Annotated in this window: 11 protein-coding genes and 1 pseudogene; 6 read left to right on the forward strand and 6 right to left on the reverse strand. The window is 70.7% G+C overall.

From position 1 onward, the window contains the following. Positions 1-26 precede the first annotated feature (26 nt). From ACWCP8_RS09820 to ACWCP8_RS09830, 3 genes are read right to left on the reverse strand one after another with little or no spacing between them, the layout of a single operon-like run. Positions 27-1,310 (reverse strand): hypothetical protein, encoded by a 1,284-nt coding sequence (locus ACWCP8_RS09820; RefSeq protein ID WP_451115186.1) that lies wholly within the window; start codon positions 1,308-1,310, stop codon positions 27-29. Next, on the reverse strand, positions 1,307-2,173 hold the full coding sequence (locus ACWCP8_RS09825) for a hypothetical protein (protein WP_451115188.1): 867 nt from the start codon (positions 2,171-2,173) through the stop codon (positions 1,307-1,309). Before ACWCP8_RS09825 ends, ACWCP8_RS09820 begins: the two co-directional genes overlap by 4 nt. Continuing rightward, positions 2,170-4,341, reverse strand: coding sequence for a right-handed parallel beta-helix repeat-containing protein (locus ACWCP8_RS09830; protein ID WP_451115190.1), 2,172 nt, complete (start codon positions 4,339-4,341; stop codon positions 2,170-2,172). The genes ACWCP8_RS09825 and ACWCP8_RS09830 overlap by 4 nt, the downstream gene beginning before the upstream one ends. 175 nt (positions 4,342-4,516) lie before the next feature. On the opposite strand from ACWCP8_RS09830, the gene hmgA reads away from it, so the two are divergent. The 3 genes from hmgA (at position 4,517) to ACWCP8_RS09845 (ending at position 7,976) form a co-directional block, all read left to right on the forward strand. Next, positions 4,517-5,854 carry a homogentisate 1,2-dioxygenase gene (hmgA, locus tag ACWCP8_RS09835; RefSeq protein WP_451115192.1) on the forward strand — a complete coding sequence of 446 codons (1,338 nt, stop codon included), beginning with the start codon at positions 4,517-4,519 and terminating at the stop codon, positions 5,852-5,854. 64 nt (positions 5,855-5,918) lie between these two features. Continuing rightward, positions 5,919-6,686, forward strand: a complete 768-nt coding sequence (locus ACWCP8_RS09840) for a GntR family transcriptional regulator (RefSeq protein WP_267005979.1) — start codon at positions 5,919-5,921, stop codon at positions 6,684-6,686. Between the two features lie 72 nt (positions 6,687-6,758). After that, positions 6,759-7,976, forward strand: a complete 1,218-nt coding sequence (locus ACWCP8_RS09845) for a type ISP restriction/modification enzyme (protein WP_451115194.1) — start codon at positions 6,759-6,761, stop codon at positions 7,974-7,976. 21 nt (positions 7,977-7,997) lie between these two features. On the opposite strand, the gene ACWCP8_RS09850 is transcribed toward ACWCP8_RS09845, so the two are convergent. Next, the gene (locus tag ACWCP8_RS09850) at positions 7,998-8,705 is read right to left on the reverse strand and encodes a TetR/AcrR family transcriptional regulator (protein WP_352266526.1); all 708 of its coding nucleotides are present in this window, start codon (positions 8,703-8,705) and stop codon (positions 7,998-8,000) included. A 64-nt stretch (positions 8,706-8,769) separates the two neighbouring features. On the opposite strand from ACWCP8_RS09850, the gene ACWCP8_RS09855 reads away from it, so the two are divergent. After that, positions 8,770-9,747: an ATP-binding cassette domain-containing protein gene (locus ACWCP8_RS09855; protein WP_352266527.1), complete on the forward strand. Its 978-nt coding sequence runs from the start codon at positions 8,770-8,772 to the stop codon at positions 9,745-9,747. Then, the gene (locus tag ACWCP8_RS09860; RefSeq protein WP_356002853.1) at positions 9,744-10,571 is read left to right on the forward strand and encodes an ABC transporter permease; all 828 of its coding nucleotides are present in this window, start codon (positions 9,744-9,746) and stop codon (positions 10,569-10,571) included. Before ACWCP8_RS09855 ends, ACWCP8_RS09860 begins: the two co-directional genes overlap by 4 nt. Before the next feature lie 105 nt (positions 10,572-10,676). Here ACWCP8_RS09860 and ACWCP8_RS09865 read toward each other — a convergent pair whose 3' ends face one another. Then, positions 10,677-12,422 (reverse strand): amidohydrolase, encoded by a 1,746-nt coding sequence (locus ACWCP8_RS09865; protein WP_451115197.1) that lies wholly within the window; start codon positions 12,420-12,422, stop codon positions 10,677-10,679. Between the two features lie 211 nt (positions 12,423-12,633). Here ACWCP8_RS09865 and ACWCP8_RS09870 point away from each other — a divergent pair. Next, a pseudogene (locus ACWCP8_RS09870) lies at positions 12,634-12,800 on the forward strand (CoA transferase); the annotation flags it as partial. A 78-nt stretch (positions 12,801-12,878) separates the two neighbouring features. On the opposite strand, the gene ACWCP8_RS09875 reads toward ACWCP8_RS09870, so the two are convergent. Beyond that, positions 12,879-13,142 carry a hypothetical protein gene (locus tag ACWCP8_RS09875; protein ID WP_352266530.1) on the reverse strand — a complete coding sequence of 88 codons (264 nt, stop codon included), beginning with the start codon at positions 13,140-13,142 and terminating at the stop codon, positions 12,879-12,881. Between the last annotated feature and the right edge of the window lie 106 nt (positions 13,143-13,248).

Genomic DNA, 13,248 nt, shown 5'->3' on the forward strand with positions numbered 1-13,248 from the left:
CGGGAGGGGCGGGTGCGCACCTGCGGTCAGGCGAGGAGGAGGGTCAGCCCGCCGATGGTGTACGCGATCATCAGGGCCAGCAGGGGGAGTTGCCCCGCGACGGCGCGAGCGGGCGGGAAGAGGCGGACGGACCGGTCGTGGGCGGCGACGACGCCGAGGACGTGCCCGACGACGATCGCGACGACCTGGAGCGTGGCGATGCCGCCGGGGGTCAGGGGCGGTTCGGGCGGGACCGGGTTGTCAGTGCCGAGTGCCACCATGACTGTGTGTGGACACTCGGTGACGAAGAGTGTGAAGTAGTGGGCGACGAGGTAGCCGAGGGCGATCGGGACGAGCGAGTGCGCGAAGGCGGTGAGGGGGTGGCGGAGTTGACCGGAGATCAGCCGGGTGGCACCGGTGCACAGGGCATACAGGGTGGCGACGAGGGCGACGGCGGCAAGCAGTCCGAGCGTGGCCGCGGTGGTGCGGCCCAGGGGTGAGGTCTGGACGGTGGTGATCCAGGACGGGGCGTCGGAGAAGCCGTCGTAGGCGGTGGAGCCGAGCATGACGCAGACGGTGGCGACAAGACCGGGGATCTGGGGGACGGCGTCGAGTCCGTTGAACGGGGAGCGCAGGACGAGTCGGCGGTCGGCGGGCCGGCGGCCGAGGGGGGAGAGCCGGGCGAGCAGTCCTGAGTAGACCTCGAAGGCGTCGGCGTGGTCGAACCAGCGGGCGCCGTGGCGGGCGGCGCCCGCGAGGTGGACAACGCCGTGGAGCACGAAGAAGAGAAGGAGGGCGGTGGACGACGCGGGGTCGGGGGCGACGAGTTCGAGCCAGGTGAAGGCGAGGAGTCCGGCCGCGGCGGGCCACAGACCGAGACGTACCGGGAGTGGCCGGCCTGCAGCCGGGTCGCGGCCGAGTGCGCGGCAGACGAGGAGGTGGAGCGTGCGCAGGGGGTTGAGGAGTCGCCAGACGGGACCGAGGAGGAGCGAGGCGGGGACGAGCCCGACCCAGAGGAGCACATAGACGGTGCCCGCGGCCGGGTTGCGCTCCGGCCCGTTCGGGCCGAGGAGGAGGTGGAGGAGGACGAACAGGGCGGCAGCCAGGCCCACGACGCGCGCGACCGTACGGGTGGGGTGGGCGTCGGCAAGGCGCTGGAGGGCGACCGGGAGCGGGCGCCCCGCCCGGTCCCCACGGAATCGGGAGGCGGACCAGAGCAGGCCGAGGGCGAGAAACGAGACGAAGAGGGCGGCGAACGCACCGGCGAACGCATAGAAGGGGGACAGCGGCAGGTCGTGCTGGGAGCCGATGCCGTGAGCGAGGACGCTCACCGTACGACGAGCTGGGTCAGGAGCAGTGCGGACTCATGGGTCTCGACCTCGAAGAGCCCGGTGCGATCGGCAGTGAGGGTGAGCGTGGTGGTCCGTCCGGCGGGCAGGTGCGCTTCCCTGTCGTAGCCGTGGATGTGGAGGGTGTCGACGTGGTCGGTGCGGACGCGCAGCTCGATGCGCTGCCCCTTCTCGATCTCGATGCGGCCGGGGGCGGGGCTGACCTTGCCATGAGAGATGACGATCTTCAGAGTCCGGTCGGGGCGGGGCTCTGCGGGCGTACCGACGGGAGGAGTGGTGGTGAGCGGAGTGGTGGCCTGGATCGGTGTGGAGTGCACGGCCCAGGCGGTGTGATCGTCGGCGTACAGCCGGACCGTGAGGGTGCGGCCGCCGCCCGCACCGCGGACGAGCGAGTCGGGGAGGTGGTACCAGGGGCCGTAGAGCCGGGCCAGTGGGTGACCGTCGAGGAGGAGCAGGGCGTGCCCGCGTCCGAGGAGCGCCGCGCCGCCGACGCTGTCCGGGGTGAACCTGAAGTTCTGTACGGAGAGATGGACGTTCCACCCGTCCTCGGAGTCCGGCCGTACGGCGACGGTCACCGCGGGGGCGCCCTCGGCGTCGACCTGCCGGAGCCGGTGACCGGATCCGTCGTCGGCGGCAAGGAGCCGGCCGACGCTGCCGCTGGCCTGTTCATGACTGGTACCGGGTCGGTGGTGGGTGGTCGCCCGCCCGCCACAGGCACTCGCACCGCCCACGAGGGCGCCTGAGACGAGGAGGGCGACGGTGAGCCGGAGGAATGCCGTGGGCGCCGTGCCCCTGTTGAGCGCGTTGAGCCTGTTGAGCCGCAGGGGGCTGGGGGATCGCTTCATGATCCGTCCCGGTCCGGTGCGGAGCGGCCGGACCCGGAATGCGTGTCCGGACCGGAATCCGCCGATCCGGACCCCGCATCCACACCGGCTCCCGTCCCGTCGCCGCCATGTCTGTCCGCCGCATCGGCATTCGCGTCTGCGCCCGGCCCCGGGTCCGTCCTCTTCCGTACCGCCCGTTCACCGTGAAGCGCCGAGGCCACCACCGCCCACACCACCCAGATGACGCCGAGGAGGCCGCGCACCCAGGCCGGGCCGATCGGGATCCACGGGATCATCAGGACGGCCTTGTCGAAGGCGTCGAGCAGGGTCAGGACGCCCAGCACCATCGTGGTCCAGCCCAGTCCGGGCCGCTCGCCGCGCAGTACGAGCCCGATGCCGGTCCACCATGCCCCGGTCAGCAGCAACCCCACCGCGGGCAGACAGGAGGACGCAAACCCCGTCGTCGCACCGGCCACATCCAGCCCGAGGCCGATCGCGCCGAGCAGCGTGGCCGCTGTGGCGAGCCGGCTGTGCCGCAGGCGGCGCCACCACAGCACCCCGCCGACCAGCACGAGAGCCAGGGCGGCACCCAGCGCGATCTGTACCTCGATGCGCTCGATGCCGCGTGCGCCGTACCAGTCGCAGCCGGCCGGCAGCCGCCGCGCCTGCACGTTGTAGTCGGCACAGACCAACAATTGGGCGAGTTTGACCGGTTCGCCCACCAGTCGATCGGTGCGGCCGGAGACCGCGCCGCGCGCCTCCCCGCACTCGGGCAGCGAGCGCGGTGTGGACGGTCCGGTGTCCGACTGCCAGCAGTTGCCGTCGCCCTGGCCGTCCCACCACACATCGGTGCGGTTGGGCCGGGAACGGCCCGCCTTGTCCGTGCCGAGGTGGTTGCCCGCGTACCGGTTGTGGTGCGAGGTGTCGACCTGCTTCGCCAGGGCGTTCTCGCCGCGAATGAAGGCGGGGACGGCACTCAGGAAAAAGGCGGCGCGCTGCTGTCCGTAGATCCAGTTGTTCTCGTAGATGTTCCAGTTGCCGCCCGCGGTGATGATGCCGGTACCCGGCGGCATGGAGATCTGCGGGCAGACGACACCGTCCTCGTAGCCGCGCTCCACGGGCGGTTTGGCGCAGGTGCCGTCGGCGACGTACGGGTAGTAGTCGGCGTTGTTGTCGTGGATCAGGTTGCGTTCGAAGCGTGCGTGGTTCTGCGGGAGGCCGGGGTGGCCCGGGAAGGCGCTGTCCATCGAGGCGCCGCCCATGTTGTGGTCGAACTCGTTGTCGTGGACGTAAACGGAATCGCCCGCGGTGCCGGAGTAGCCGACCATGTTGTGGTGGCTCCGGCAGCCGGTGATCTCGATGGAGTAGCGCGGCACGTCGTAGCCGTATCCGTCGTTGATGTCCGACGCACTGCCGGGATAGATGCCGGAGTCGCCGTTGCCGTACGACTCGCAGTTCTTGTACAGCCCGTGGTCACTGGCGAAGGTGAGGAAGCCGTACTCGTCGTTCCACCTGGTGAGGACGTCGTCGATGACGAAGCCGTCCTGTGCCAGCACGTACAGCGAGTTGAACGTGGTGCGCTGGGCGGTGAAGTTCTTGAAGTAGATGCCGTCGGAGCCGTCCGCGCGGATCGCGTTGAGCTTCTGGTACTTGGCGTCGATGACGACGTCGGTGCGCTCCGCCCCGGTCCCCTCGATCTGGAGCTGCTTCTTGCCGAGGATCGCCACCAGGTTCTGATTGTGCGGACACTGCTTCTGCTGCGCGTACGACAGGATCTGGTAGCCGAGCTGAGAGTTGGGCGCCTTGAGCCTCGCGCACTCCCCCGTCGGCCTGGGCAGCGAGGGCTCCTCCTCGTAGAGGCCGGGCAGGATCGCGATGTTCATGCCGGGTCTGCCGACCTTGTCGACGGCCTGTTGCAGATGGCGGTAGCCGGACTTCCGGCACCGGTCGAAGAGTTCGAGGTTGCGTGCCCGGAGCTTCGCCGGAAAGCCGGATATCCGGCGTTCGAAGTCGGCCCGGTCGCTCTTGCAGACCAGCAGATCGGGTTCGCCGGCGCGGTGGACCGGGACGCTGCCGGAACCGTCGGGCAGGGTGACCGGCCGTTCCTCGTGCGCCTGGGCGGCCGGGGCCGCGAGGAGTGCGGCAGCCAGTGCCACCAGGACCACCAGAAGTCTTCGTGTCCACGACATGTGCGGGAGAGTAGAGCATTGTTCAACTTTTGGAACCCCTTGTGCGCGACGGACCAAAAATTTTCCGGCACGGCCCCGCCCGGATCCGCGGCGCGCCACCGCCCCGCACCGTTGACGTGCCTCGATCTGATTCCTACGGTGACCCATAGGATTTCTTCGGCACCGGGAGCGCGGCATGGGCGGCACCAGCGGCATCGAGCAGGCGAGGAAGACGGCGGAAGCGCTTGCGCACTCCGCCGGTTTCGGCAATGAGCACAGCTCCGAGGCGGTCCCGGGGGCGCTGCCGCACGGCCGTAACTCGCCTCAGCGAGCGCCCCTCGGGCTCTACGCCGAGCAGCTGAGCGGCTCGGCCTTCACCGAACCGCGCGCTCACAACCGCCGTTCATGGCTCTACCGGATCCGCCCCTCGGCCGCCCATCCGCCGTTCGTCCGGATCGACAACGGTGCGGTGCGCACCGCCCCCTTCGCCGAGTCCGTCCCCGACCCGAACCGGCTGCGCTGGGACCCGCTGCCCGAGCCCGCGCCCGGTACGGACTTCCTGGCAGGCCTGTGGACCCTCGGCGGCAACGGCGACGTCACCCAGCGCACGGGTATGGCGGTGCACCTCTACCACGCCAACACGGCCATGACCGACCGGGTGTTCAGCGACTCGGACGGCGAACTGCTGATCGTCCCGGAGCGTGGCGGCCTGCTGCTCCGTACCGAACTGGGCCTGCTGCGCGCCGACCCCGGCCACATCGCACTGATCCCCCGCGGCGTCCGCTTCCGCGTGGAACTCCTCGACGACTCCGCCCGTGGCTACGTCTGCGAGAACTACGGTCAGCCGTTCACCCTCCCCGACCTCGGACCGATCGGCGCCAACGGCCTCGCCAACGCACGGGACTTCCTCGCCCCCGTCGCCGCGTACGAGGACGAGGACCGCCCGGTCCAGGTGATCAACAAGTTCAGCGGCAACCTCTGGTCCGCGACGTACGACCACTCGCCGCTCGATGTGGTCGCCTGGCACGGCAACCACACCCCGTACGTCTACGACCTGCACCGCTTCAACGTCATCGGCTCCATCAGCTACGACCACCCCGACCCGTCGATCTTCACGGTGCTGACCTCGCCCTCCGACACCCCCGGTCTGGCCGGTGTGGACTTCGTCGTCTTCGCACCGCGCTGGCTGGTCGGCGAGGACACGTTCCGCCCGCCGTACTTCCACCGTAACGTGATGAGCGAGTACATGGGGCTGATCGAGGGCGCGTACGACGCGAAGACGGCCGGCAAGGGCGGCTTCGTACCGGGCGGCGGCTCGCTCCACAACATGATGTCGGCGCACGGCCCGGACCGGGAGACCTTCGACCGGGCGAGCGCGGCTGAGCTGAAGCCGCAGAAGATCGACGACGGTCTTGCCTTCATGTTCGAGACCCGCTGGCCGGTCACGGCGACCGGGCAGGCGGCAACCGCCGACCATCTGCAGCGCGGGTACGACGACGTATGGCAGGGTCTCGAACGCAACTTCCGGCCATAGGCGAAGCCCGCCCTTCCCAGCCCCCGCTCGTCGCGTCCGCAGTGTCGCAGTACGGAGAGTCCAGGTGACCCAGGTGCCCCAGGTGACGGCCTTCGCCCCCGACTCGCTGGTCCTGAACCGCAAACTGCCGCTGTGGTACCAGGTTTCGCAGTCGCTGCGCGCCTCCATACTCGGCCGCGCCCAGGACGCCTCGCTGCGGCTGCCGACCGAGGAACAGCTCGCCGCGCACTACGGCGTCAGCGTCCTCACGATGCGGCAGGCGCTCAAGGAGCTGGAGACGGAGGGGCTGATCAGCAGGCACCGGCGGCGCGGCACCTTCATCGAGCCGCGCGCCCGGCGGGTGTCGCCGGTGCGGCTGCTCGGCTCGATCGATGCGATCGTCGCCCAGCAGTCGGGCGAGCGGACCACGGTTCTCGGCCATGGTCCGCTGGCACTGACAGGCGATCTCGTGGAGTACTTCCCGGAGTGCACGGAGGTGGTCGGCTACCGGCGGCTGCGCTGCGACGGCGACAGCGGTGAGCCCACCAACTGGGCAGAGAACGCCGTGCATCCCGAGGTCGCGGCCCGGCTCGATGCCGCCGATCTCGAACGCTGGCCGATGACCAAGGTGCTGCGCGACCGAGTCGGCGTCCGGATCGCGCGGATCACGGACACGGTCGAGGCACGGCTCGCCGACCCGGCCACCGCCGAGCTGCTCCAGGTCCCGCTGCTCAGCCCGATCCTCTTCTACACGGGGGTGACGTACGACGAGAGCGGCCGGGTGGTGGATGTGGCGCAGATCCGGTACCGGGGGGACCGGTTCTCCTTCTCGGTGACGGTGGAAGCGCACTGACCCGCCACCCTCCCGCGTCACGCCGTTACGATGCCGGGGGCGGGCAGACGTGGCGACGGGGAGGACGACACGGTGGCAGCACGGGCGGGCGCCGGAGCCGGCGGGGACGACGACATCCCGTTGCTCGACGACCTCATGCCATGGTCCGTACGACCTCTGCGGACCGGGCGCCAGTGGGTGACGGCTCCGGACACCGCTTCCCTCAGAGCCCGTTGGGCGCGGCTGGTTCGCGCCGAGGGAGCCGAGCGCGAACGGCTCTTCCGGCCCACCCGTTCCCGTACCCCGCAGACTCCGGTCGCGGCGCTGCCCGGACAGTCCACCTCCACCGCCCGGTTCGCCCGGGAGTCCGGCCCGTGCCCCGAGCCGGTACGGATCCTGCACGGCCCGTTCGACGAGCAGTGGCTGATCCCCGACCACCGGCTGATCGACGCCGCCCGCCCGGAGCTGTGGCGGGTCGCCGACAGCCACCAACTTTTCGCCGTCGAGCACGGGTACGTACCGCAGGACGCCGGTCCCGCCCTCTCGGTGACGGCGCTGCTGCCCGACGGCCACTCCCCGGCGGGCCGCCCCGGCCGGATCCGACCGCTTTTCCGGCGGCCCGGTGGACTGGAACCCAATCTGGCGCCCGGTCTGCTCGGGCTGCTGCGCGCCCGGCACGGGGACGCGGTCACCGCGGAGTCCGTGCTGGCGTGGATCGTCACGGCGGCCCGCCCCTCCCCCGCCGGGTGTGTCGTACCGCTGCCCGCCGACACCGAACGATGGTGGGCCGGGGTGGAGCTGGGCCGGGAACTGTTGCGGCTGCAGCTGCGCGGCGCCCGTGGCGGGGAGCGCCCGCGGTTGCCCGGCGGGCGGCGCCCCTATGTGCGGGCCGCGGTACCGGCCGCGCCGGGCACGCTGGAGTACGACTCCGATGACGAGGCTCTCCTGCTGGGTACGGGACGCATTTCGCCGGTACCGGCGGGGGCCTGGGAGTTCCGGGTGGGCGGGGTACGGATGCTGGAGCTGTGGTTCGAGCGGCGGACGGTGGCGGACGGGGCGGACGGTCTGGAAGCGATCCGGCCCCGGGACTGGCCCCAGGAGTGGACCTCGGAGCTGCTGGAACTGGTCACCGTGCTGGCGCTGCTCGCCGAACTCCGGCCCTGCCAGCAGGCGTTGACCGACGGCACGCAGTTCACCACCGGCGACCTCCGGGCGGCCGGTGTCCTGCCGGTCGCGGCGACGGCCCGGCGGCCCGCGTCGGTGCTCGACCACCGGGAGGAGGGGCCGGACGGGCAGTTCGCGCTGCTGTGAAGGCATCGGGGCGCATCCGCGCTACCGGTCGAACGAGTCCAGTACCCGGTGCAGTGCCCGGTCGAAGACCCCGTCCAGATCGATCGGCCCGGGGTCCTCGGCGAATCCCGCCGCCATCCGCGGATACTTCCCGGTCGCGATCTGGCTGATCAGATAGCCGGTGCGCGCGGCGTGCTCCTGCTCCTCGGACCAGGGCAGCGACCGACTGCGCTCCGCCGTGGCGATCTCGTTGGCGACATAGGTGGTCACCACGCCATTGACCATGGCGATGAGTTCCATCTTCTCGCCGAACCGTGCGTCGACCCCGTCCAGGCAGCTGAGCGTGTACTCCAGATACCGCAGCGCGTTCGGGCTGAAGCCGTACACGGGTGACATGAGCCGCGGCACCCAGGTGTGGCGGTGCATCATCTCGCGGGCCTGATGGGCCAGCGCGATGAGATCGGCACGCCAGTCGCCGGACGGCTCCGGGAACTCGTACCCACCGCTGACCGCGTCGAGCATCAGCTCGTACAGGTCCTCCTTGCGGGGCACGTAGTTGTAGAGCGACATCGTGCCGCAGCCGAGCTCCGCCGCGACCTTCCGCATGGACACCGCGTCGAAGCCCTCCGCATCGGCGATACGGACGGCGGCTGCCGCGATGTCGGCGCGGCTGAACGCGGGCCTGGGGCCGCGGCCCGCACGCTCGGGGCGCGCCCAGATCACTTCGGGTACAGCGGGTCGCCCCACCATCGATCATCACCTCTCTCACCATCCTAGTTACGTACACCGTACGTAGTGCGCTACGGTGGGACACATGACAACTACGTACGCTGTACTTAGTGAAGGTCTGGAGAAGCACTACGGCGATGTCCATGCGCTGCGCGGACTCGATCTCGCTGTCGCCGAGGGCGCCGTCTGCGGAGTGTTGGGGCCGAACGGCGCGGGCAAGACCACCGCTGTCCGGGTGCTCACCACATTGACGGCCCCGGACAGCGGCAGCGCCAGGGTCGCGGGGCACGACGTGGTGCGCGAGGCGGGCTCGGTACGCGCGGCGATCGGCGTCACCGGGCAGAACGCCTCGGTCGACGGCGAGCTCACCGGCCGACAGAACCTGCGGCTCTTCGCCAAGCTCCTGCGGTTCCGCGGCGAGGCCGCGCGCATCCGCGCCGACGAACTCCTGGAACGCTTCGAGCTGACCGACGTCGCCGACCGCCCGGCCCGCACCTACTCCGGCGGCATGCACCGCCGCCTCGACCTCGCCGCCAGCCTGCTGACCCGGCCGAGGGTGCTCTTCCTGGACGAGCCGACCACCGGACTCGACCCGCACAGCCGCAACCAGATCTGGGCGGCGGTACGCGAACTGGCCGGCCGGGGCACGACCGTCCTGCTCACCACGCAGTATCTGGAGGAGGCCGATCAGCTGGCCGACGACATCGTGCTGATCGACCGGGGCCGGACCGCCCACCGCGGCACCCCCGCCGAGCTGAAGGCCCTCATCGGTTCGTACGCCGAGGTGGTCGTCCCCCGAGCATCGGCGCTGATCCCGGCGGCGGCCGTCCTCGACCAGCTCACCGGCGCCGAACCGGTGCTCGACCACGAGCGCCGCACCGTGGGCGCCGTCGCGACCGACACCACGCTCACCCTCCCCCGTATCGTCCGCGAACTCGACGCGGCCGGCGTACCGCTGATCGATGTGAGCCTGCGCCCGCCGACGCTCGACGAGGTCTTCCTCCGCCTGACCGGCCGCGGCGACGGCCGCACCTCCCCGCCCCTGAAGGAGACGGCAGCATGAGCAGCACCGTACTGGCCCAAGAGCAGCGCACCGGACCCGCCAAGAGCACCCCGATCGCCGACAGCCTGGCCGTGCTGGGCCGCCATCTGCAGCGGATCAAAGCAGCCCCGGGCGTAGTGATCCTGACCCAGACCATGCCGATCACGATGCTGCTGTTCTTCGGCTACGTGTTCGGCAGCGCCCTGGCCATGCCCGGCCAGGAGTACCGCGCGTTCCTGGTGCCGGGTCTGCTCGCGTCGACGGCGGCCAACGGCATCATGACCGGGATGTTCCAGTCCGCGCAGGACTGCCACCGCGGGGTGATGGACCGGTTCCGCACACTGCCGATGAGCCGGCCCGCCGTACCGTTCGGCCAGACCGCCGCCGATCTGCTGACCACGGCCATCGGCATGGTCCCGCTGATCCTGGTCGGACTCGCGGTCGGCTGGCGGATCGAGGGCGGCCCGCTCGCCGCCCTGGGCGCCTTCGGACTGCTGCTGCTCCTCCGGTTCGCCACGTCGTGGGTGGGCTGCTGGCTGGGCCTGCTGATCCGCAACGAGGAGGTGGCCGGCCAACTGGGCAGTGCCACCTTCATCCTGCCGCTGCTGTCCAGTGCGTACATCCCGACCGACAACCTGCCGGGCTGGCTGCGGACGGTCGCGGAGTGGAACCCGATCAGCGCCATGGCCGCAGCCACCCGCGACCTGTTCGGCAACGCATCACCGTCCGCCGACGCCGCCTGGCCGGTCGCCCACCCGGTGGCGGGCACACTCGCCTGGTCGGCGGTACTGCTCGCGGTCTTCGTACCACTGGCCGTACGGCGCCATGCGCGCGGCGGCGAGTGACCCGGGCCGGCTCCGGCGGCCCTGAGCACCGTTCCCGCCGCCGGGCAGGCGTCGCCCGGTGCCGTGGCGCCGGGGCATGCCGCGCACACGCCCGGCGCCCGCCCTCTACTTCTGTGGTGTCAGTTCCGGTCCCAGCGAGGAGAACTTCTCGTGCGACACGACCCGCTTCGGCGGCCAGGTGATGTTGTTCGGCGGCCACTTCTGTCCGGTCTTCTTCAGGAACCAGGCCGGCGGCTCGTACATCGGCGGCTCATAGCCCTCCGGCAGCGCCGTCTTCCACTCCAGCCCCTTGGTGCGTTCCGCGAACTCGGCCTTGATCGCCTTCAGCCGCTCCGGCTGCGTGAGCAGATCGACCGCGGTCGCCGCCAGGTACTTCGCCGCCGCGAGCACCGCCGCCTGACCGGGAGCGGCGGCCGCGCACGCGGCCGTGGACCAGGTGTGCATCTTGGTGCCGATCGGGGCCAGGGCCGCGCCCATCGACACGGTCGGCACATTCCAGCTGATGTCCGCGACATCGGTCGAACCGCCGCCCATGAAGACCGGGTTGGGCGGGGTGAGCGCGCCGACCTTGTCGTGCATGCCGGCGGCCGGCAGTCCGAGTGACTCCTGGAGTTCCTTCGCCAACGCGTGCGCCTCGTCGGTGAACGCGGGCGGACCGATCTGCGTCATGTTCTCGTGCAGCAGTTCGGCGAAGGACTTCGACGGCAGCTGGTTCCAGCAGGCCGAGGTGATCCGGTGTCCGACCGTGGTCTGGCTGGCCTTCGCCGCCGCTTCGGAGACCGCGATCACCTTGTCGAGCAGCACCTGCACGCGGGCCGGGCTGCCTTCGCGTACGTAGTACGAGATCTCGGCGATCTCCGGGGTGACATTGGGGATGTCTCCACCGTTGTTTATCACCCAGTGGAGCCGGCCCGACGGGGCGAGGTTCTCCTCGCGCAGGAATTCCGACATCGTCGCCATCATCACGGCGGCGTCCAGCGCGCTCTTGTTGCCGAGCGGGGTGCCGCCGTGTCCGGCGACCCCGAGGAAGGTGAACGTCACCGCCGTCATCGCGGTGGTGGTGCCCCAGCCGGTGGCGTTGGCCGTGGACGGATGCCAGTCCAGGAAGGCGTCCAGGCCGTCGTACACGCCCTTGCTGACGGCGTACGTCTTGCCGATCAGTGTCTCCTCGGCCGTCGAGCCGAAGAACTTCACGGTGACCGGAAGCCGGTGCTTCTCCGCGGCCTGGGCGACGGCTGCCGCGGCGGCCGCCGCGGCCGTTCCCAGCGCACTGTGCCCGCAACCGTGTCCGGGGCCGTAACCGGGCGCGAACGGGTCGTGGATGTACTCGCGCGGGTCGTGGTGGCCGACGCCCTTGTTCTGCGAGAGCCCGGGCAGCGCGTCGTACTCCCCGCTGAAGCCGAGGACCGGGCCGCCGCTGCCGTAGCGGAACGTGGCGGTGAACGCGGTCGGGAAGCCCGCGGTGCCGAACTCGATGTCGAAGCCCGCCTTCTCCAGGAATCCGGCCTCGGCCAGTGAGGAGTTCCATTCGCGCAGGCTGAGCTCGGCGTGGTCCCAGATCTCCGCGTTGAGCCCGGTGATCCGGCCGCTGTTGCCGTCGATCCAGCCCATCGCCGCCTGCTTGGCCGGGCTGTCCTGCGCCAGTCCCTTCGGAGCCTCGTAACCGTCGTCCGTCGCGGCGTCGGTCGCCTCGGCGGCCGCGGCCATCGCCGGGTCGGCGTCGGCCGCCATCACTGCGCTGGTCACCCCTGCCGCGCCGAGCATCTGCATGATCCGTCTCCGGCTGAGGACCGGACCGGCCGCCATGGCTGTTTCGTGCGCGTGCTCGTGCTGATCGTGCAGGTCACACATGTACGCCTCCGGGGGTGAGGTGCCGTGTACGTGCCAAACGATCAGCACCCTGGCCCGGGAAGTTTTCGACGTCAACATCTCGTGATGAAAAAGTTGTTACGTACACGGGCTCGCCCGCACCCGCCGTCGGCCCGTACGGCGCACAACGGGAGTGGCACCGACTCCGCGAACCGGCACCCGAGTTGGCGGGCAATCCGGGCGGACGTCGCCGGCCGTGCTCCCGCCGATCACGGTGCCGGGGCGGCGCGGCACCGGGGACGGGAGCCGGGAACGGGAACCGTACCGGCGCTCGGCGAGCACACCGAAGCGCTGCTGCGGGCCGCGGGGATGACGGACGAGCAGGGAGCAACGCTGCGCCGGGACGGTGTGATCGCCTGAGCGGCCCGAGCGGTCGGCCGGTTCAGTCAGGGACGGGCGACCGGTCAGGGGCCGGATCGGTGGTGACGGGCCGTCGGGTCAGTGGCGGCCGCCGAAGAGCGAGCGCCGCAGCCGCCGCAGCGGCGCGAAGAGCGAGACACGCGCGCTCCTGCTCCGGCGGGTGCGCGCGGCGTCGCGCGAGGTGAGCTCGAGCATCAGCAGCGTCGCTTCCGCACTCTCGCGCTGCGGGACGGCGGGACCGCCGAGCACTGCGAGATGGCGGTCGAGGCGCGAACTGGTCGCGCTGCTCCCACATGTGATGGCAGGCACACGCGGCCTGCTGCGCATCGCTATCTGTTCCATGTCACTCCCCACCCGTACGAGGGCACCCGGCCCGGGCAGGTTAACCCTATCCCCCCACTATGACACTCGTGTATCCCGGTCGCCGGATTGAGCACACACATACGGA

This window comes from Streptomyces sp. NPDC002206 (assembly GCF_053593595.1).

Excerpts from the sequence above, each read along its gene's own strand:
- ACWCP8_RS09825 (WP_451115188.1), bottom strand. The coding sequence starts at position 2,173 with ATGAAGCGATCCCCCAGCCCCCTGCGGCTCAACAGGCTCAACGCGCTC.
- ACWCP8_RS09830 (WP_451115190.1), bottom strand. The coding sequence starts at position 4,341 with ATGTCGTGGACACGAAGACTTCTGGTGGTCCTGGTGGCACTGGCTGCC.
- hmgA (WP_451115192.1), top strand. The coding sequence starts at position 4,517 with ATGGGCGGCACCAGCGGCATCGAGCAGGCGAGGAAGACGGCGGAAGCG.
- ACWCP8_RS09850 (WP_352266526.1), bottom strand. The coding sequence starts at position 8,705 with ATGGTGGGGCGACCCGCTGTACCCGAAGTGATCTGGGCGCGCCCCGAG.
- ACWCP8_RS09855 (WP_352266527.1), top strand. The coding sequence starts at position 8,770 with ATGACAACTACGTACGCTGTACTTAGTGAAGGTCTGGAGAAGCACTAC.
- ACWCP8_RS09860 (WP_356002853.1), top strand. The coding sequence starts at position 9,744 with ATGAGCAGCACCGTACTGGCCCAAGAGCAGCGCACCGGACCCGCCAAG.
- ACWCP8_RS09865 (WP_451115197.1), bottom strand. The coding sequence starts at position 12,422 with ATGTGTGACCTGCACGATCAGCACGAGCACGCGCACGAAACAGCCATG.
- ACWCP8_RS09875 (WP_352266530.1), bottom strand. The coding sequence starts at position 13,142 with ATGGAACAGATAGCGATGCGCAGCAGGCCGCGTGTGCCTGCCATCACA.